This is a genomic window from Roseomonas aerilata DSM 19363, assembly GCF_000711725.1.
GTDB lineage: Bacteria > Pseudomonadota > Alphaproteobacteria > Acetobacterales > Acetobacteraceae > Roseomonas > Roseomonas aerilata.
Genome location: NZ_JONP01000001.1, coordinates 580,273 through 598,756, shown reverse-complemented (window position 1 = coordinate 598,756; position 18,484 = coordinate 580,273). Strand labels below are relative to the sequence as shown.

Annotated in this window: 21 protein-coding genes; 6 read left to right on the top strand and 15 right to left on the bottom strand. The window is 71.7% G+C overall.

The features are described from left to right. The 5 genes from BO39_RS02885 to BO39_RS02865 all read right to left on the bottom strand — a co-directional run. On the bottom strand, positions 1 to 650 hold a 650-nt coding region (locus BO39_RS02885; protein WP_281175521.1), incomplete at its 3' end, for a 1-deoxy-D-xylulose-5-phosphate synthase N-terminal domain-containing protein. Positions 651 to 675: 25 nt separating this feature from the next. After that, positions 676 to 1,602, bottom strand: coding sequence for a polyprenyl synthetase family protein (locus tag BO39_RS02880; protein ID WP_043829583.1), 927 nt, complete (start codon positions 1,600 to 1,602; stop codon positions 676 to 678). Continuing rightward, positions 1,599 to 1,838: an exodeoxyribonuclease VII small subunit gene (locus tag BO39_RS02875; RefSeq protein WP_043829580.1), complete on the bottom strand. Its 240-nt coding sequence runs from the start codon at positions 1,836 to 1,838 to the stop codon at positions 1,599 to 1,601. Before BO39_RS02875 ends, BO39_RS02880 begins: the two co-directional genes overlap by 4 nt. A gap of 15 nt (positions 1,839 to 1,853) precedes the next feature. Then, complete coding sequence (locus BO39_RS02870) at positions 1,854 to 2,777, bottom strand: histone deacetylase family protein (protein WP_043829577.1); 924 nt, start codon at positions 2,775 to 2,777, stop codon at positions 1,854 to 1,856. Beyond that, positions 2,777 to 3,019, bottom strand: coding sequence for a sulfurtransferase TusA family protein (locus BO39_RS02865; RefSeq protein WP_043829944.1), 243 nt, complete (start codon positions 3,017 to 3,019; stop codon positions 2,777 to 2,779). The genes BO39_RS02870 and BO39_RS02865 overlap by 1 nt, the downstream gene beginning before the upstream one ends. Before the next feature lie 191 nt (positions 3,020 to 3,210). Here BO39_RS02865 and BO39_RS02860 point away from each other — a divergent pair, with 191 nt between their 5' ends. Beyond that, positions 3,211 to 4,107, top strand: coding sequence for an ROK family protein (locus tag BO39_RS02860; protein WP_043829571.1), 897 nt, complete (start codon positions 3,211 to 3,213; stop codon positions 4,105 to 4,107). A 100-nt stretch (positions 4,108 to 4,207) separates the two neighbouring features. Next, positions 4,208 to 5,470, top strand: a complete 1,263-nt coding sequence (locus tag BO39_RS02855; RefSeq protein ID WP_043829570.1) for a DNA polymerase IV — start codon at positions 4,208 to 4,210, stop codon at positions 5,468 to 5,470. A gap of 4 nt (positions 5,471 to 5,474) precedes the next feature. On the opposite strand, the gene BO39_RS02850 is transcribed toward BO39_RS02855, so the two are convergent. The 3 genes from BO39_RS02850 to dapD are packed head-to-tail and all read right to left on the bottom strand — an operon-like array spanning position 5,475 to position 7,998. Then, positions 5,475 to 6,047 (bottom strand): hypothetical protein, encoded by a 573-nt coding sequence (locus BO39_RS02850; RefSeq protein ID WP_156963406.1) that lies wholly within the window; start codon positions 6,045 to 6,047, stop codon positions 5,475 to 5,477. Continuing rightward, a complete protein-coding gene (gene dapE / locus BO39_RS02845) occupies positions 6,035 to 7,162 on the bottom strand; it encodes a succinyl-diaminopimelate desuccinylase (protein ID WP_043829568.1) in 1,128 nt (375 codons plus the stop codon). The genes BO39_RS02850 and dapE overlap by 13 nt, the downstream gene beginning before the upstream one ends. Then, a complete protein-coding gene (dapD, locus tag BO39_RS02840) occupies positions 7,162 to 7,998 on the bottom strand; it encodes a 2,3,4,5-tetrahydropyridine-2,6-dicarboxylate N-succinyltransferase (protein ID WP_043829942.1) in 837 nt (278 codons plus the stop codon). Before dapD ends, dapE begins: the two co-directional genes overlap by 1 nt. A gap of 165 nt (positions 7,999 to 8,163) precedes the next feature. Here dapD and BO39_RS02835 point away from each other — a divergent pair, with 165 nt between their 5' ends. After that, entirely contained in the window at positions 8,164 to 9,300 is a 1,137-nt protein-coding gene (locus BO39_RS02835; RefSeq protein WP_169742718.1) for a DUF2336 domain-containing protein, read from the top strand. A gap of 15 nt (positions 9,301 to 9,315) precedes the next feature. Here BO39_RS02835 and argB read toward each other — a convergent pair whose 3' ends face one another. The 6 genes from argB to rpmH all read right to left on the bottom strand — a co-directional run bounded on the left by argB (position 9,316) and on the right by rpmH (position 13,589). Next, the gene (argB, locus tag BO39_RS02830) at positions 9,316 to 10,200 is read right to left on the bottom strand and encodes an acetylglutamate kinase (RefSeq protein WP_043829564.1); all 885 of its coding nucleotides are present in this window, start codon (positions 10,198 to 10,200) and stop codon (positions 9,316 to 9,318) included. A gap of 97 nt (positions 10,201 to 10,297) precedes the next feature. Continuing rightward, positions 10,298 to 10,999, bottom strand: coding sequence for a ribosome biogenesis GTP-binding protein YihA/YsxC (gene yihA, locus BO39_RS02825; RefSeq protein WP_043829563.1), 702 nt, complete (start codon positions 10,997 to 10,999; stop codon positions 10,298 to 10,300). Next, a complete protein-coding gene (yidC, locus tag BO39_RS02820) occupies positions 10,996 to 12,753 on the bottom strand; it encodes a membrane protein insertase YidC (protein ID WP_043829562.1) in 1,758 nt (585 codons plus the stop codon). The genes yihA and yidC overlap by 4 nt, the downstream gene beginning before the upstream one ends. 12 nt (positions 12,754 to 12,765) lie before the next feature. After that, positions 12,766 to 13,014: a membrane protein insertion efficiency factor YidD gene (gene yidD, locus BO39_RS02815; protein ID WP_408735154.1), complete on the bottom strand. Its 249-nt coding sequence runs from the start codon at positions 13,012 to 13,014 to the stop codon at positions 12,766 to 12,768. Continuing rightward, entirely contained in the window at positions 13,011 to 13,382 is a 372-nt protein-coding gene (rnpA, locus tag BO39_RS02810; protein WP_084697802.1) for a ribonuclease P protein component, read from the bottom strand. Before rnpA ends, yidD begins: the two co-directional genes overlap by 4 nt. Before the next feature lie 72 nt (positions 13,383 to 13,454). Further along, positions 13,455 to 13,589: a 50S ribosomal protein L34 gene (gene rpmH, locus BO39_RS02805; protein ID WP_043829560.1), complete on the bottom strand. Its 135-nt coding sequence runs from the start codon at positions 13,587 to 13,589 to the stop codon at positions 13,455 to 13,457. 304 nt (positions 13,590 to 13,893) lie between these two features. On the opposite strand from rpmH, the gene BO39_RS02800 reads away from it, so the two are divergent. Genes BO39_RS02800 through BO39_RS02790 form a run of 3 tightly spaced genes read left to right on the top strand, consistent with a single transcriptional unit; the run spans position 13,894 to position 17,143 of the window. After that, positions 13,894 to 15,213 (top strand): FAD-dependent oxidoreductase, encoded by a 1,320-nt coding sequence (locus tag BO39_RS02800; protein WP_052401349.1) that lies wholly within the window; start codon positions 13,894 to 13,896, stop codon positions 15,211 to 15,213. Positions 15,214 to 15,254: 41 nt separating this feature from the next. Beyond that, positions 15,255 to 16,046, top strand: a complete 792-nt coding sequence (locus BO39_RS02795; RefSeq protein WP_043829559.1) for a 3-hydroxybutyrate dehydrogenase — start codon at positions 15,255 to 15,257, stop codon at positions 16,044 to 16,046. Further along, entirely contained in the window at positions 16,043 to 17,143 is a 1,101-nt protein-coding gene (locus BO39_RS02790) for a patatin-like phospholipase family protein (RefSeq protein WP_245614901.1), read from the top strand. Before BO39_RS02795 ends, BO39_RS02790 begins: the two co-directional genes overlap by 4 nt. A gap of 262 nt (positions 17,144 to 17,405) precedes the next feature. Here the strand turns inward: BO39_RS02790 and BO39_RS02785 are convergent, their stop codons facing one another. Continuing rightward, positions 17,406 to 18,482 carry an HlyD family secretion protein gene (locus BO39_RS02785; RefSeq protein WP_043829557.1) on the bottom strand — a complete coding sequence of 359 codons (1,077 nt, stop codon included), beginning with the start codon at positions 18,480 to 18,482 and terminating at the stop codon, positions 17,406 to 17,408. Positions 18,483 to 18,484: the final 2 nt, after the last annotated feature.

Here is an 18,484-nt window from a genome sequence, read left to right as displayed (position 1 = left end):
GAGATGAGGCGCGACAGGTAGGCCGACATGGCGCCCACGGGCCGGGCGATGGACATGTCGTTGTCGTTGAGCACGACGATCAGGCGCGACCTCATCGCGCCCGCGTTGTTCATCGCCTCGTAGGCCATGCCCGCCGACATGGCGCCGTCGCCGATCACCGCGATCACCGCCTGGGAGGACCGGTCGGGCGCGGCCCCGCCGCCCGGCAGCGGCACCCCGCCCCCGCCTTGCGCCCCCAGCAGGTCGCGCGCGACCGCCATGCCGAGCCCGGCCGAGATCGAGGTGGAGGAGTGCGCGGCGCCGAACGGGTCGTACTCGCTCTCCGCGCGCCGGGTGAAGCCGGACAACCCGCCCCCCTGGCGGAGCGTGCGCATGCGGTCCCGCCGGCCGGTGAGGATCTTGTGCGGGTAGGCCTGGTGCCCGACATCCCAGATCAGCCGGTCGTTGGGCGTGTCGAAGATGGCGTGCAGCGCCACCGTCAGCTCCACCACCCCAAGGCTCGCCCCGAGATGCCCCCCCGTGGTCGAAACCACCTCCACCGTCTCCGCCCGCAACTCATCGGCCAGCTGACGCAACTGCTCGGCCGACAGGTTCCGCATGTCGGACGGTACCAACACGCGATCCAACAATGGCGTCCGAGGGCGTGACATAGACATCGAGACTTTCCTAGGCGTTCTAGTTCTTGCGCCGAACCACGTGCGACGCGAGGGCGCGCAACAGGTCCGCACGGTCGTCGAAATTGTCGAGATGCGTCACGGCTTGGTCCACCAGCCGCTCCGCCTGCGCGCGCGCGCGCTCCGGCCCGAGCAGCGAGAGAAGCGTGGCCTTGCCCGCGCCCGCGTCCTTGCCCGTGGCCTTGCCGGCCTCCTCGGGCGTCGCGGTGAGGTCCAGCAAGTCGTCGGCGATCTGGAAGGCCGCGCCGACCTCGCGCCCATAGGCCGCGAGGCACTGGCGCTGATGGGCCCCGGCCTTGCCGAGAATGGCTCCCGCCTCGGCCGAGAACTCGATCAGCCGCCCGGTCTTGAGAAGCTGCAACCGGCCAACCGCCGCCTCGTCCAACGGGGTGGTCGCCTTCTCCGCCATCATGTCCAGCATCTGCCCGCCGACCATGCCCCGCGGCCCGGCCGCCAGGGCCAGGTGAAGGCACAGCTCGGCCCGCACGGCCGGGTCCGAGTGCGTCTCGGGGGCGGCCAGCACCACGAAGGCCTGGGACTGCAACGCGTCGCCCACCAGGATCGCCGTCGCCTCGTCCCAGGCGCGGTGGACGGTCGGCTTGCCGCGGCGGAGGTCGTCGTTGTCCATCGCCGGCAGGTCATCGTGCACGAGGGAATAGGCGTGCAGCATCTCCACCGCCGCCGCGGCCCGCAGCGCGGATTGCGGTGCCACCCCGAACTGGCGTGCGGATTCCAGCACCAGGAAAGCCCGCATCTTCTTGCCGCCGCCCATGCAGGCGTAGCGCATGGCCGCGAACAGGGCGCGCTCGTCCCCTTCCTCGGCGGGGAGGAGGGCGTCCAGCGCCTCGTCCACCTCGGAAGCGGCGGCGGTGAGTGCCGCCTTCAGCCTGGCATCCTCGGCCAGATCGGTGCCCGCTATCGCGCTCATTCCACGTCCCTCAGGGTCGGGCCAGCAGCACCGGGTACCAGGGCCTGCACGCGGGCCTCGGCCTCGGCCAGCTTGCGGTCGCAATGGGCGCGAAGGGCGGTGCCGCGGGCGTAGGAGTCCATCGCCTCCTCCAGCTTCGCCTGCCCGCCTTCCAGGCGTCGGACGATCGCTTCCAGCTCGTTCATCGCCTCCTCGAAGGAGAGGCTCTCAACCTCGGGGGGGGTGGATTGGGTCATCGGGAATTCCGGTGGTCAGGCATGCATCAGGGCGCGGACATGGGCCGCCGTGGAGCGTCCGAGCGCGGGGAGGTCGTAGCCCCCTTCCAGCATGGAGACCACCCGCCCGCCGCAGACGCGGCCCGCGAGATCGCAGATCGCCCCGGTCACCCAGGCGAAATCCCCCTCCACAAGCCGGAGATTGGCGAGCGGATCGGCCCGGTGGGCGTCGAAGCCGGCGGAGATGATGATCAGGCCGGGCGCGAAGGCCTCCACCGCCGGCAGGATCTCCCGCTCCCAGATCCGCCGGAACCAGACGCCGTCCGTGCCGGGATCGAGCGGCGCGTTGAGGATGTTGCCCCTCCCGGTCTCCGAGGCCCCGCCGGTGCCGGGATAGAGCGGCATCTGGTGGGAGGAGGCGAGCATCAGCGAGGGCTCGTCCCAGAAGGCCGCCTGGGTGCCGTTGCCGTGGTGGACGTCGAAGTCGAGCACCGCGACCCGCGCCACCCCGTGCGCCGCCTGGGCGTGCCGCGCCGCGATGGCGGCGTTGGCGAAGAGGCAGAAGCCCATGGGCGTGTCGGGCTCCGCGTGATGCCCGGGCGGGCGCACGGCGCAGAAGGCGCGCGGGAACTCGCCGCGCATGACGCTGTCCACCGCTTCGACCCCGGCGCCGGCGGCGCGCAGCGCGGCCTCGGCCGAATAGGCATTCACGGAGGTGTCGGCGTCGAGATGGATCCGCTGCCCCTCGGCCGGACGGGTGAGGAGGATGCGGTCAACATGGTCCGCGGGATGCACGCGCAAGAGCTGTTCCCGCGTCGCCTCCGGCGCGGAGGCGCGGACGAGGGTGGAGAACTCCTGCGCCTCCAGCGCCTGCATCACGGCCCGCAGCCGATCCGGGCATTCCGGATGGCCAGGGCCGTTGTCGTGCTTGAGGCAGGCCGGATGCGTGAGAAGCAGCATCAGCCTTCCCCCTTCGCGGTCGGTTCGGCGTCCCGCTTGCGGAGCGTGTAGCTATAAACCCCGTCGCTCTCGCTGAAGGAGACCAGCGCGTGGCCGGTCTCGCGGCAGAAGGCCTGGAAATCGGCGACGCTCGCCGCATCCGTCGCCAGCACCGTCAGCCGCGCGCCCGGCGGCAGGGCGCGCAGTGCCTTGTTCGCCTTCAACACCGGCAGTGGGCAGGTCAGGCCCTGCACATCCAGCAGGTTCTCCCCCCCGCCCGCCTTCGCGGCCGTGCTGGAGGGGCGCTTGGGGCCCGGTACCGGGCTGGTGGGAGGCGTTGCCATGGGGCCGGCCAATCCACCACCGCGGCCCTCACAAGTCCAGGGTCGCGAGCGACGCGGCCGTGAACGCGCCCCCGCTGGACGCGGCGGCGCCGCCCCGGCATTCATCGGGAATGGCAATCAAGCTCGGCGTGGACCTCGGCGGAACCAAGACGGAGATCGTGGCGCTCGATCCCGGGGGCGAGGTGCTGCTGCGCCGCCGCGTGCCCACCGGCCAGGGATATCAGGCGATCATCGAAACGATCGCCCGCCTTGTGCGCGAAGCCGAGGCGGAGCTGGGCGAGACCGGAACGGTCGGCGTCGGCATTCCCGGCAGCATCAATCCGCGCACGGGCCTCGTCCGCAACGGCAACACCCAGGCGCTCAACGGCCAGGCGCTGGACAAGGACCTCGGTGCCCTCCTCTCCCGCGAGGTGCGCGTGATGAACGACGCCAACTGCCTCGCCATGAGCGAGGCCGCGGACGGCGCCGGCGCCGGCTACCCCGTGGTCTTCGCCGCCATCCTCGGCACCGGCTGCGGCGGCGGCTGGGTGGTGGATGGCCGCCCGCTGGACGGCCTGAACCGCGTCGCCGGCGAGTGGGGCCATACCCCCCTGCCGTGGATGCGCCCCGAGGAATTCCCCGGCCGGGCCTGCTGGTGCGGCCGCAACGGCTGCCTGGAAACCTTCCTCTGCGGCCCCGCCATCGCCGAGGATACGGACGGGCCCGGCCACCGCGATGCCGGCAAGGTCGAGGCCCGCGCCCTGGCCGGCGATCCCGCGGCCCAGGCCGGCCTCGCCCGCCACGCGGACCGCCTTGCCCGTGCCCTGGCCCTCATCGTGAACATCGTGGACCCCGACGTCATCGTCCTCGGCGGCGGGGTGTCCAACTACGCGCACCTCTACCGCGATGTGCCGGACCTCATGGCCCCCTGGATCTTCGGCGATTCGAAGAAGGTGAACCTCGTCCGGGCAAAGCACGGGGACAGCTCCGGCGTGTTCGGCGCGGCCCGCCTCTGGGACAAGGGGTAGCGCCGGCCGGCCGATGGCGCCGGGGTAGGAAGCCTGCCTTCACGGGCGCCACTCGCACGGGCCGCATGAGGCGAATCGGCCACTGTGCTATGATCGCGCCATGCCTTCCCTCTGCCGGGACTGTTTGGCGCGCCCCGAGGACCACCAGCGCCGCTGCACCGCCTGCGGCTCGGCCCGGATCGCGCGCCATGCCGAGTTGTTCGCCCTTCCCATCGCCCATATCGACTGCGACGCCTTCTTCGCGAGCGTCGAGAAGCGGGACCGGCCGGAGCTGGCCAGCCGCCCGGTGATCGTCGGCGGCGGGCAGCGGGGCGTCGTCTCCACCGCCTGCTACGTCGCCCGCACGCGCGGGGTGAAGTCGGCCATGCCCATGTTCAAGGCGCTGCAGGCCTGCCCGGACGCGGTGGTCATCAAGCCGGACTTCGCGAAATATGTCGCGGCCTCCCGCCAGATCCGCGCGCTGATGGAAGAGCTGACGCCGCTGGTGCAGCCGATGTCGATCGACGAGGCCGTGCTCGACCTCTCCGGCACCGAGGCCCTGCACGGCGCGCCGCCCGCCGTCGCCCTGGCCCGCTTCGCCCGGCGGGTGGAGCGGGAGGTAGGCGTCACCATCTCGATCGGCCTCGCCCCCAACCGGCTGCTCGCAAAGATCGCGGTCGAGCGGGACAAGCCCCGCGGTCTCGCCTGCATCGGCGCGGCGGAGGCCGCCTCCCTCCTTGCGTCCGAACCGGTGACGATCCTCCCCGGTGTCGGACCCGCCTTCGCGGCGAAGCTCGCGGCGCTCGGCTACGCCACCCTCGGGCAGCTCCAGACGCTGGACCCGCGGGAGGCCATGCGCCGCTTCGGCGAGGACGGCGCGACCCTCGTCGCCCGCGCGCGGGGAGAGGACAGCCGCCCGGTCAATCCGGAGCGGGAGACGAAGTCCATCTCCGCCGAGACAACCTTCGAGCGGGATCTCTCGACCCTGCCGGAGCTGGAGCCAGTCCTCTGGCGCCTCTGCGAGAAGCTCGCGCGCCGGCTCGGGGAGAAGGGCTTCGCGGCGGGCGGCGTTGTGCTGAAGCTCAAGACCGCCCGCTTCGCCCAGCGCACGCGCAACCTGCGCCTGCCGGGGCCGAGCGCGGTGCCGGAGACCCTTTACGCCACCGCCCGCTCCCTCCTCGCGCGGGAGGTGGACGGCACGCCCTTCCGCCTCATCGGCATCGGCGCGGCCCCGCTGGTGGAGGCCGCCTCGGCCGATCACGGTGATCTGGCCGACCCGGAGGCCCCACGTCGCGCTGCCCGCTGGGCCGCGATGGAGTCGCTGCGCGCCCGTTTCGGCGAGGGCGCGGTGCTCGCCGGCCGGGGCCTCGCTGCCCGGCGCTGAATCCTTAGCCGCCGATGCGGCCGACGAGGGTTGCGATGAGCAGGCCGAGGCCGATGTCGAGCAGCACGAAGAGTCCGGCGCGGACGCCGCTGATCCGCAGCGCCCGCTGCGCGACGAACCACTCCATCCAGAGCGCGTAGGCGAAGGAGGCGAGGGTCAGCAGGCCGGCCAGCGCCGGCGGCAGCACCGAGCCGAGCAGCGTGCTCAGCAACAGCACCGCGTACTGTGCGAGGTTCGCCCAGTTCCAGGCGGCGACGAAGAGAGGCCAGAGCGGCCCGCGGCCGGAGGCGTCCACCAGCAGGAGGGAGGCGAGCGGAAAGGCCACCCAGCCCAGCACGTAGCCGATCAGCTCCACCGGCAGGCCAGCGCCGAGAAGGGCATCGTTGCCCAGCGATCGAATGAGCAGGAAGGGCAGCAGGCAGATGGCGCCGGCCCAGAAGGACCGGGCGGTGCCCTCCATCGAGAGCAGGGCATAGCGCAGCCCCTCCTCCCGCCCCATGGCGAGCAGCCCGGCCGCACGGACACCGGCGGCGACCTGCTCCTCCGTGCTGACCCCGGGGGCGCTCAGCCTAGGCACTCCCGGATGACGGCGCCGTAGAGGGAGGAAAGGCGGCGCAGCTCCTCCACCGGCGTGCACTCGTCCAGCTTGTGCATGGTGGTGCCGACGGCGCCCAGCTCCGCCACGGGGCAGAGGCGGGTGATGAAGCGGGCATCGGAGGTGCCGCCGCCGGTATCCAGCAAGCCTTCCTCCCCGGTTTCCGCCCGCACCGCGCGCTGCAGCGCCTCGACGAAAGGGCCGGGCTTCGTCAGGAAGGCGTCGCCGGAGGAGGAGAAGGATGCCTCGTGCCGCGGCGCCTCCTCCGCCAGGATGCCGCGGATCCAGGCCTCCAGGCTCGCGGCCTTGTGGGTGTCGTTGAAGCGGATGTTCAACCGGGCCACCGCGCGCGCCGGCACGATGTTCCCGGTGAGATTGCCGACATCGACGCTCGTCACCTGCAGCGTGCTCGGCTGGAACCACTCCGTGCCGGCGTCGAGCGGCGCTGCGGTCAGGCGATGCAGCACGCGGACGAGGCGATGGATCGGGTTGTCCGCCCGATCGGGGTAAGCGACGTGGCCCTGGGTGCCGTGCACGATGATTTCGGCGGAGACGCTGCCGCGCCGCCCGACCTTGATCGTGTCCCCGAGCCGCGCCCGGCTGGTCGGCTCGCCGACCAGGCACATGTCGGGAATGATCCGCTTCTCCTCCATCCAGTCGAGGACGCGGGTGGTGCCATCGGTCGCCACCCCCTCCTCATCGCCGGTGATGAGGAAAGAAAGAGTGCCGCGGTCCGCGGTGCCGTCGGCGACCGCGTCGGCCGCGGCGGCGAGGAAGGCGGCGACGCCACCCTTCATGTCCACCGCGCCGCGCCCGTAGAGCACGCCATCCTCCACCGCGCCGTCAAAGGGCCCGTGCCGCCAGCCCTCGCCGGGCGGCACCACGTCCGTATGCCCGGCGAAGCACAGGTGCGGCCCGTTCCCGCCGGAGCGGCGGATGGCAAAGAGGTTTTCCACCTCCCCGAAGCGGAGCCGCATGAGTTCGAAGCCGAGCGGCGCCAGCGCCCCCTCCAGCACCGCCATGGCCCCGTCATCGGCGGGCGTGACGGAGGCGCAGCGGATGAGGGCCTGCGCGAGGGGGAGCGGGTCGGTCGCCATCAGTCGCGCAGCAGCTCGTTGATCGAGGTCTTCTCCCGCGTACGGGCGTCCACGCGCTTCACGATCACCGCGCAGTAGAGGGACGGGCCGGGCGTGCCGTCCGGAAGCGGGCGGCCCGGCAGGGTGCCTGGCACCACCACGGAATAGGCGGGCACGCGGCCGACGAAGACCTCGCCCGTCGCGCGGTCGATGATCTTTGTGGAGGCGCCCAGGAACACGCCCATGGAGAGCACCGCGCCCCGCTCGACGATCACGCCCTCGGCCACCTCGGAGCGGGCGCCGATGAAGCAGTCGTCCTCGATCACCACCGGGTTCGCCTGCAGCGGCTCCAGCACGCCGCCGATGCCGACGCCGCCGGAAAGGTGGCAGTTCTTCCCGATCTGCGCGCAGGAGCCGACCGTCGTCCAGGTATCGACCATGGTGTTCCGGTCCACATAGGCGCCGAGGTTCACGAAGCTCGGCATCAGCACGACGCCGGGCGCGATGAAGGCGGAGCGGCGGACCACGGCGCCGGGCACCGCGCGGAAGCCAGCTTCCCGGAAGTGGTTGTCGCCCCAGTCCGCGAACTTCAGCGGCACCTTGTCGTAGGCGCCGGCCGCGGCGTCGGTGACGACGCTGTCCTCCAGGCGGAAGGAGAGCAGCACCGCCTGCTTCAGCCACCCGTTGACCCGCCAGCCGCCCTGCCCGTCCGGCTCCGCTACGCGCGCCTTGCCGGAGTCGAGCGCCTCGAGCGCGGCCTCCACCGCGTCACGGTCCTCGCCAGTGGTCGCGGGGGAGAGGTCCGCGCGGCGCTCCCAGAGCGCCTCGATGCGGGGCTGGAGGGCGGAGAGTTCCATGGGTTCGTCCTGCATGCGGGGCGCGGCCCCCTTCGCCCGGCGGGGCGGCGCTGTCAACGAGGCCCGATTCATCCCTTCTTCATCCAAGGGGCGCCATCCTGCGCGTGGGCGGGTCACCTTCTCCGGGCGGGACGCGCCCGGAAACTGGAGGCGTTGATGGATGCCATGATGGCGTTCGCGCCCCGTCGCCTCGATGATATGGGCCGGGCGCGATTGGCGGAGCGGGTCGATACCCCGCCCGAGATGCTGTTCTTTCTCGCCAACGACCCGGCGACCAACGTGCGCGCGGCCATCGCGGCGAACGCCGCCACACCCGCGCTCGCCGACCAGGTGCTGGCGCGGGACGCCGAGCCCGGCGTGCGCCGGGTGCTGGCCCGCAAGCTCGCCGCCCTCTCCCCGATGCTCGACCCGGAAGCGACCGACCGGAACCGGCGGGTGCATTGGGACACGCTCCTCCTCCTCGTGCGCGATGACGCCGTGCCGGTGCGCGCCGCGGTGGCCGAGCTGGTGGCGGAGCAGCCGGACGTGCCGCGCGCGCTGGTGCTTCGCCTCGCCCACGACATCGCCATGGCGGTGGCCGAGCCGGTGATTCGCGGCTCCCCGCTGCTCGAGGAAACGGACCTTCTCGTCCTCATCGCCGATCCGCCGGCGCCGGAGACGCTGGCCGCGGTCGCGCGCCGCCCGAACCTTCCCGAAGCCCCTACGGACGCGATCGCGGCGCGCGCCGATGGTCCATCGGTCGCCGCCCTGCTGGCGAACGCCACCGCCAAGCTGCGGGAGGCGACGCTGCTCGCCATTGCCGAGCGCTGCGCGGACCAGAAGGCCTGGCAGGCCGCCCTGGTCCGGCGCCCGGCGCTCAGCCCGGCGGTCCTGACGAGTCTCCAGGGTGTTCTCGCGGAGGAGGCGTTGCGCGTGCTGCTGGCGCGGCCTGAATTCAGGTCCCATGCGTACAGCCCGGCCGAGGAGGAGGACGCCGCCGCGCTGTCGGAGCCCGGCGGGCTCGATGAAGGAAGCTTCATCGCCGCAGCCCGCAAGGGCGCGCTGAACGAGTGCGGGCGCATCCTCGGGGCCCTCTGCGGCCTGCCCGCGGGCGCCGTGATCCGGGCACTGGAACGGCGGGAGGCGCCGGTGCTCGTCGCCCTCTGCTGGAAGGCCGGACTCTCGCCCAGCGCCGCCGTTTTCGCCCAGATGCGGCTGACGCGCAGCCAGCCGAACGAACTCCTCATCCTGCCTGGCGGCATCTGGGCGATGCAGCCCACGGCCATGCAGGCGCTGGTCGGCAATCTCCTCGGCGCCGCCTGACCCGCGGGCCGGGGATCAGGGCTTGATGAGCGTTCCGGGCCCCTCGGCGGTGAAGAGCTCCGCCAGAACCGCGTGCGGCACCCGGCCGTCGAGGATAACCGCGCCCTGCACGCCCTGCTCGATCGCGTAGATGCAGGTCTCCACCTTCGGGATCATGCCGGCCGAGATCCAGCCGGCGCGGATGCCCTCTCGGACCTCGGCGACCGTCATCTCCGGGATATGCACCCCGTCCGGGCCGCGCACGCCCGGCACGTCCGTCAGCATCAGCAGCCGCGCGGCGCGCAGCGCCCCGGCGATGGCGCCTGCCGCGGTATCCGCGTTGATGTTGTAGGTCTGCCCGTCCTCGCCCACGCCCACGGGCGCGACCACCGGCACGATATCGGCGCCCATCAGCAGGCTGAGGACCTTCGTGTCCACGTGCTCAGGCTCGCCCACGAAGCCGAGGTCGAGCACGCGCTCCACGTTGCTGCCGGGGTCGCGGACCGTACGCTGCGCCTTGCGCGCGCGGATGAGGTTGCCGTCCTTGCCGGAGATACCTACCGCAATGACGCCTGCCCGCGTGATCGCCTCGGCCACCTGCTTGTTGACGCTGCCGGCGAGGACCATCTCGACCACGTCCACCATCTGGGCGTCGGTCACGCGCAGCCCGTTGATGAAGGTGGACTGCACGTTCAGCCGCTTGAGCATGGCGTTGATCTGCGGCCCGCCGCCGTGCACCACCACGGGGCTGACGCCAACCTGCTCCAGCAGCGCGATGTCGCGGCCGAAGCGCAGCGCGCTCTCCTCCTCGCCCATGGCGTGGCCGCCGTACTTCACCACCACCACCTGGTCGTCGTAGCGCTTCAGATAGGGCAGCGCGCCGGCGAGAATGGCCATCTGGTCTTGCGCGTCGGTGTTCATAGCTGTTCCAGGAAGGCGTGTCGGCGCGGCGCGAACCGCGGCGGGGGTGGTAAGCGGCGGGCCACGGGCCGGTCAACCCGTGCCGGGCCGCGCGCGGTCAGCCGGCCAGCGCGATCTCGGCCAGCGCGGCACGCAGCTCGGGGATGCCCGCGCCCTTTGCGGAGGAGGTGGTCAGCACCACCGGGTGCGCCGCGACGCGCTTTCTCACAATCTCGGCCATCTCGGCCTGCCGTTTGGCGAGGCGGGAGGCAGGCTTCGCGTCGTCCGCCTTCGTCAGCACGATCTGGAAGGGAACCGCGGCTTCGCCCAGCAGGTCCATGGCGGCGCGGTCGCCGTCCTTCGTCTCGATCCGCGCATCCATCAGCAGGAAGACCCGGCGCAGGGTCGGGCGGCCGCGGAGATAGTTGAACATCAGTCCCTGCCAGTCCGCCTTCACCTGCTTGCTGGCGGCCGCGAAGCCGTAGCCGGGCATATCCACGAGCGTGAGGCGGGAGGGTCCCTTTCCCGGCGCGTCGCCCGGCGCGGGCTCGCCGGCCATGAAGAAGTTGAGCTGCCGGGTGCGGCCGGGCGTGTGGGAAACGCGGGCGAGGCCGTGATGCCCCGCCAGCGCGTTGATCAGCGAGGACTTGCCCACGTTCGAGCGCCCGCAGAAGGCCACCTCCGGCGCGTCCGTCGGGGGCAGGCCTTCCAGCTGCTGGGCCGCGAAGAAGAAGCGGACGGGGCGGGCGAAGAGCAGCCGCCCGGCCTCCATCAGCGCCTCCTCCTCGGGGGTCCGCTCCTTGGCCGGTGCGTCGCTCACGTCCGGGCCAGAGCCTTCTCGTTGGCCCGCGCGATCCGGTCCTCGCGGCCGATGTAGTACTGTTGGGCCACCGAGAGGAGGTTGTTCCAGGACCAGTAGATCACGAGGCCCGCGGGGAAGCTCGCCAGCATGAAGGTGAAGATGATCGGCATGAAGCCGAAGAGCTTCGCCTGGATCGGGTCGGGCGGCGTCGGGTTCAGCTTGAACTGAATCCACATCGTGATGCCCATGATGATCGCCCAGGCCGGCATGTGCAGGAAGGCCGGCGCCTCCCAGGGGATCAGCCCGAAGAGCGTGAAGAGGTTCGTCGGGTCGGGCGCCGAGAGGTCGCGAATCCAGCCGAAGAAGGGCGCGTGCCGCATCTCGATGGTCACGAAGAGCACCTTGTAGAGCGAGAAGAAGATCGGGATCTGCAGCAGGATCGGCAGGCAGCCCGCGGCCGGGTTGATCTTCTCGGCCTTGTAGAGCGCCATCATCTCCTGCTGCATCTTCGCAGGGTCGTCCTTGTTGCGCTCCTTCAGCTCCTGCATCTTCGGGCCGAGCGTCTTCATCCGCGCCATGGACTTGTAGGACTTGTTGGCCAGCGGGAAGAACAGGATCTTGAGGGCGACCGTAAAGAGAAGGATCGCCACGCCGAAGTTGCCGGTCAGCTTAAACAGCCAGTCCAGCCCATAGAAGAACGGCTTGGTGATGTAATAGAACCAGCCGAAGTCGATCGCCTTGTCGAAGTCGGTGATGCCGAGGCCCGAGGTGTAGGAGTCCAGAAGGTGGACCTCCTTCGCGCCCGCGAAGAGGCGGGTGGCGAAGCCGGCCGTCGCCCCGGGCGCGGCCGCGACGGGCGCGACGGGGCTGAAATCGACCTGCCAGCGATCCTGCCCGCCCTCGCTCGTGTGGCGGAAGGCGGCGCGGTCGCGACCGGCCTGGTCCACGGGCGCGAGGGCCGCGAGCCAGTACTTGTCGGTGAAGCCCGCCCAGCCGCCAGCCCCCTCCTGCTCCAGCGCAGGGGCGCCGTTGCGGCGCGCGGCCTCCGTCTTGGCATCGGCATACTTCGTCTCGCGCAGGCGGCCGTCGAGCACGCCGACGAAGCCCTCGTGCAGGATGTAGTAACCGGCGACGACGGGCGTGTGCTCGCGGCGCACCCGAGCCCAGGGCAGCACCTGCACGGGCTCGGCGCCCGTGTTCACCACCCGCTGCTCGGCCGTCACCATGAAGTTCTGGTCGAGGGAGAGCGCGATCTCGAAGCGCTGCCCCTGCCCGTTGTTCCAGCGCAGCGTGAGCGGGGTGGTCGGGGTCAGCGTGCCCTCGGCGGTCCAGTCGGTGTTCGGGCCGGGCACGGCGGTGCGGCCGTCGGCGGCCGTCCAGCCCCACTGGGCGAAATAGGCCGCCGGGTCCTCGCGGGGGGCGAGGACGCGAACGTTCGGGCTGTTGGGCTGGATCGTCTCGCGGTAGTCGCGCAGCACGAGGTCGTCCAGGCGCGCGCCGCGGAGGTTCACGCTGCCCTCGACGCGGGCGCTCTCGATGCGCAGGCGCGGGGCGGGCGTGGTGGGCGCGCCGTCATTGCCGCCGGTGCTGGCCACCCCCGCCGGGTTCAGCGCCGTGTTCGCCTGGGGCAGCGGCACGCTGCTCGTCTGGGACTGCTGGACGTTCTGCGCGGCCTGGCGCTGCGCCTCCCGCGCCGGACGCTGCCAGAGGTCGAACATCAGCAGGATGCCGATCGAGATCGCGATCGCCGCGAGAAGTCGCTTGTTGTCCATCGGATCCGGCGTTCAGGTCTTCTTCGGAGGGGGCACGGGGTCGTAGCCGCCGGGGTTCCAGGGATTGCAGCGGAGGATCCGCCGGGCTGTCAGGGCGCTGCCGCGCAGCGCGCCGTGCTCGGACAGGGCCTCGATGCCGTAGGCGCTGCAATGGGGATGGAAGCGGCAGTTGGCGCCGATGAAGGGGCGCAGCGTGAACTGGTAGGCCCGTATGCCGAGCTTCAAGGCCTCGGCGACGGGGTCGATCGATCGTGCGGTCATGGGGCGGCGCCGGGCGGAGCCGAGGCGGCGTTCCCGGGCATCACGCCCACTTGGCGGAGCGCCCCGCGCAGGTCGCCCTGCAACTGGGTGAACGGGCGGCCACGGGTCTCATCGCGGCCGATCAGCACGACGTCCCATCCCGCCGGCGGCTCGGCGCCGAGGACGAGGCGGGCCGCCTCGCGCAGGCGGCGCTTGGTGCGGTTGCGCACCACGGCATTGCCTACCTTCTTCGTCACGGTGAAGCCCAGGCGCAGGGGGCCGCCCGTCCCGGGCAGGGCCTGAATCACCATCCCCGGCCGGGCGGCGCGCTTGCCGCGCTGGGCGGCGCGAAGGAAATCGCGCCGCTTCTTCATCCGGGGCAGTTTCATGGCTTTACCGCGCTGGGGCGCCATCGCCGGCGCCCCATCCTTGGAGCCCTGGTTACCGGACCCTTGGGGCGCTCAGGCCGAGAGCTTCGCGCGGCCCTTGGAGCGGCGGTTGGCGATGACCTTGCGGCCGCCCACCGTCTCCATGCGGGAGCGGAAGCCGTGGCGCCGCTTCCGGACGAGCTTCGAGGGCTGATAGGTACGCTTCACGGCAGGTCGCTCCGTCTGGGTGCTGGCCGGCCTGGATCGGGGCGCGGCGGCGTGGTGGTGTCGCGTCGGGCCGGCGGGACCGGACCGCTTCCGCCTGGCATTCCGATCTTCCGGCCTCCCGGCCACCGCCCCGCTGAGCGGGCACGGACGCGGGCGGCCGCGGCGGGATGCCCGGCGCGGGTGGCGGTGTATAGGTAGAGGGCCGCTCCCGCGTCAACCAAAGCGTGGGCCGGCCTTGCGCCCTGGCCCCCTATCCTTCCCACAGAACCGCGTTATCCCTGCGGCCGCACCGGATGGGAACAGCATGGCAGAGACGGACATCGCCGTGATCGGCGCGGGGCCGACCGGGAGAGGCATCGCGGGCCTCGCCACCGCCCTCGGCCTTCGCGTGACCCTTTTCGAACGCGGCCCCATGGGCGGCGAGGCGGAGGAGCCCGCCGTGGCCCAGGCGGCGCTGCGCGCGGTGGCCGCCCGCACCGCGGCCGGCGCGCCGGTGCCGGACTGGGCCGCTATCCGCGCGCGCATGGCCGAGGCCGCCGCCGACGCCGCCCCGGAATCCACCCAGGCGCGCTTCGAGGCCATGGGGGTGGAGGTCGTCCGCGCCGCCGCCCGCTTCGACTCGCCCGACACGCTGGCCGCCGCCGGCCGCGCCTGGCGTTTCCGCCGCGCCCTCATCGCTACTGGTTCCTCCCCCGTCGTGCCGGCGCTTGAGGGGCTGGAGACGGTGCCCTACCTCACTGCCGACACGGCTCATGGGCTGGGGGCGCTTCCCTCCGACCTGATCGTGCTTGGCGGCGAGGGCCCAGGGCTGGAGCTGGCTCAGGCCTTCGCCCGCCTCGGCGCACGCGCCTTCGTCGTCGCGTCCCGTATCGCCCCCGCGGCCGATCCGGACCTTGCCCGCGGCCTCACCAGGGCGCTGGAGCGGGACAGCGTGGTGCTGATCGACGGGGCGGAACCCGCCTCCGTGAAGCGAACCGCGGATGGCGTGCTGCTGCGCCTCTCGGATGGATCGGCGCTCGAGGGCTCGCATCTTCTCGTCGCCCTTGGGCGCAGCCCGCATCTCGTGGGGCTCGACCTGGCGGCGGCCGGGATCGATGGCGCCGTGCCGGCGGTGGATGGCGGGCTGCGCGTTGGCGGCAATCGCCGGGTCTGGGCCGCGGGGGGTGCCATCGGCCGCCCGGGCGCGGGCGACCTCGGCATCCTCGCCCGCAGCATGCTCTTCCGCGTGCCGGGAGCCAGCCACCCGCCGGCGCCGGTCCGGGCCATCCGCACCGATCCCGCCCTCGTGGAGATCGGTGCTCCCTCGGAAGGCGACGAGACCCTCCGCTGGCCCCTGGCGGACACGGCCCGCGCCTCCGCCGAGGGCGCGGAGGGGCTTGTGACCCTTCGCGTGGACCGGCGCGGCCATCTCTCCGGCGCCGGGCTGCTCGCGCCGGGCGGGCTGGAGATGGCGGGGATGCTCGCCCTAGCGCTCGGCCGGCCGGTCTCGGACTTGGCGGCGGCCGCCCTGCCCCACCCCACCCTCTCCGCCGCCATCGCCCGCGCCGCGCTGGAACACCGCGCGCCCGACCTCGCCCGCCCGGCAGTGCGCTGGCTGGCAGGGATTGCGAAGCGGCTGCCTTAGGCCTTTACCTTCGCGCCGCAACGAACCGGGATTCCTGGGTCATGATCAAGCTCCTGGAGGGCCGCACGGCTCTCGTCACCGGCTCCACCAGCGGGATCGGCCTCTCCATCGCCCTCGCCTTCGCGCGGGAGGGGGCGCGGGTGATGCTGCACGGCTTCGGCACGCCCGAGGCGATCAAAGCCGCGCGCGACGAGGTCGCTGCCATCCAGGGCGGCGAGACGCCCTATTCGGCCGCCGACATCTCGGACGCCGCCGCCGTCCGCGGGATGTGCGCGGACGCCACCGCCGCCCTCGGGAGGGTCGATATCCTCGTGAACAACGCGGGGATCCAGTTCACCAGCCCGGTGGAGGAGTTCCCGGAGGCGAAGTGGGACGCGATCCTCGCGATCAACCTCTCCTCCAACTTCCACGCGATCAAGGCGCTGCTGCCCGGCATGAAGGCGCGCAACTGGGGGCGGATCGTCAACATCGCCTCCGCCCACGGCCTCGTCGCCTCGCCCTTCAAGGCGGCCTATGTCACGGCGAAGCACGGGGTGGTCGGGCTGACCAAGACGGTCGGGATCGAGATCGCGCGCACGGGCGTGACCTGCAACGCCATCTGCCCCGGCTTCGTCCGCACGCCCCTTGCCGAGGCGCAGATCCCGCCGCTGGCCAAGCAGCACAACGTTCCGGAGGAGGTCGCCTTGACCGACTTCCTACTGGAGAAGCAGCCGAGCAAGCGCTGGGTCGAGGTGGAGGAGGTCGCCGGCATGGCGGTCTATCTCTGCGGCCCGAACAGCGGCGCGGTGAACGGCGCCGCCCTCTCTATCGACGGCGCCTGGACCGCCTCTTGACCACGGAGGGGGCCGGCGAGGAGGGACTGCCGCCGATCGAGGGCACGCCGGCCTCCCCGGCCGTTGCGCGCCCTCAGCAGCCGCGGCGGATCAACCTCGCCCTGCAGGGCGGCGGCACCCACGGCGCCTTCACCTGGGGCGTGCTGCTGCGCCTGCTGGAGGAGGAGAGCATCGAGGTCGCCGCTATCTCCGGCACCTCGGCCGGCGCGATCAACGGCGCCGCCTTCGTGCAGGGGATGGCTGCTGGCGGCCGCGCCGGGGCCCAGGCCCTGCTGGACAAGCTCTGGGGCGAGATCGGCGCGCGGGCGGCCTTCAGCCCGCTTCGGAACAACCCTTTCGAGCGGATCCTCTGGGGGCCGGATCTCAGCAATGGCTTCGCCTGGCAGGCCTTCGACGCCGTCACCCGCGCCTTCTCGCCCTATCAGCTTGATCCTTTTTCGTTGAACATGAACCCCTTGAGGAAGGTCCTCGAGGCGGTGCTGGACATGAGCGTCCTCTGCGCTCACCCGGAAGCGCCCCGCCTTTTCGTCACCGCCACCAATGTCCGGACGGGCAAGCCGCGCGTCTTCGCGCGCCACGAGGTCACCCAGGATGCCCTGCTGGCCTCCGCCTGCCTTCCCGCCCTGTTCCGCGCCGTCGAGATCGACGGCGAAGCCTTCTGGGACGGCGGGTTCCTGGGAAATCCGGCCCTCTGGCCGCTCTACGACAGCGGCGGGCCGCCGGACATCGTGCTCGTCGGCATCAACCCGCTGAACCGCCCGGACATCCCGCAGACGGTTCAGGACATCAACACGCGGGTGAACGAGATCAGCTTCAACGCCTCGCTCATGTACGAGATGAGGGCCATCGAGTTCGTGCAGCGCCTCGTCGAGCAGGGCGTGCTCAAGCCGCCGCGCTACCAGCGCCTCTTCGTCCACCTCATCGAGGACGAGGAGCGGATGAGAAAGCTCGGGATGAGCAGCAAATACAACGGTGACTGGGAGTTCCTGACCAGCCTGCGGGAGAACGGCCGCGCTGCTGCCGAGAGCTGGCTGCAGGAGAACCGCGACGCCCTTGGTCAGCGCGACAGCGTCGATCTTCGGGCGCGCTTTCTTTGATCCTTCGGCGCTGGTGACGCTGGGGAAAGGAAGAAGGAATGCTTCCTCTCCCCAGCCCCCTCACCATCATCTTTTTCTTCGACTTGAAGGGTTTGAAGGGTGACGTGCCTCTAAAGGCAGGAAGGGGGTCAGAAGAAGAAGTCGGCCCTCGACCACCGCATCCGCGCCAGTCAGCCGGGGATCCAAGGGCCTCAGGCCCTTGGCGGGTGAGGCCTGGAGAGGGCAGAGCCCTCTCCAGGAGCAGCCAGAGCCGGCCTCACGCTCAATCCTGAGCCATGGCCGGCCCAGCGGGAGCCGGCGCGCTCGCCGTGTCGATGCGCACCACCACGGACATGCCCGGTGCCAAGCGGTCCGCCAGGGGCTGGCCGGCATCGATGGCGATCCGCACGGGCAGGCGCTGGGCCACCTTGGTGAAGTTGCCGGTGGCGTTGTCGGCACGGATGACGCTGAACTCGGAGCCCGTGGCCGGGGAGAAGCGCTCCACCCGCCCGGCGAGCTGCGCACCCTGGAGGGCGTCCACCTGGAAGGTGACGGGCTGACCCACCTGCATGCCCGCGAGCTGGGTCTCCTTGTAGTTGGCTACCACCCAGCGCAGCTCGGGCACGAGGGAGGTGATCTGCGTGCCGGCGGTCACGTACTGCCCGACGCGGGCGCCCACCTCGCCCAGGCGCCCATTGCCCGGCGCGAGGATGCGGGTGTTCTGCAGGTCAATCTCCGTGAGATGAACCGCGGCCTCGGCGTTCTGCACAGCCGCCTCAAGGCCGGGGCGCGTCGCCAGGGTTTCGGCGAGGGACTGCTGGGCGACGGTTTCGGAGGCCTGGGACTGGGCGAGGCCGGCCTCGGCCTGCCGGAGGGCCGCGCGCACCTGGTCGCCCTGGGCGCGGGACTGGATGTTCGCCTCGATCAGTGGAGCGATCCGGCGCTCATCGGCTTGCGCCTTGGTGAGCACGGCCTGGGCGTTCTCGATTCCGGCGCGGGAGACCTCGATGCTGGCCTCCTTCGTCCGGCGCTGCACGTCGAGGTTGGCGAGCGCCGCCTGGGCGGTGGAGAGCTGCGCGCGCGCCTGCGCGAGGCGCTGCTGGAAAATGCGGTCGTCGATCCGGGCGAGGAGCGCGCCCTCGCGCACCTCGGCGTAGTCGCGCACCGGGATATCGACGATGTAGCCCGCGACCTGCGGGCTCACCACCGTGACGAGGCCGCGCACATAGGCATCATCAGTCGTCTGGACCGAGGAGGTGAAGGGCGGCAGCCGCCAAGTGTAGAGGATGAGCAGGACCGCGAGCAGGCCCACCACCAGGGCCGGGATCGTCGCGCGGGCAGGGCTGAACTTCGGGAACATCA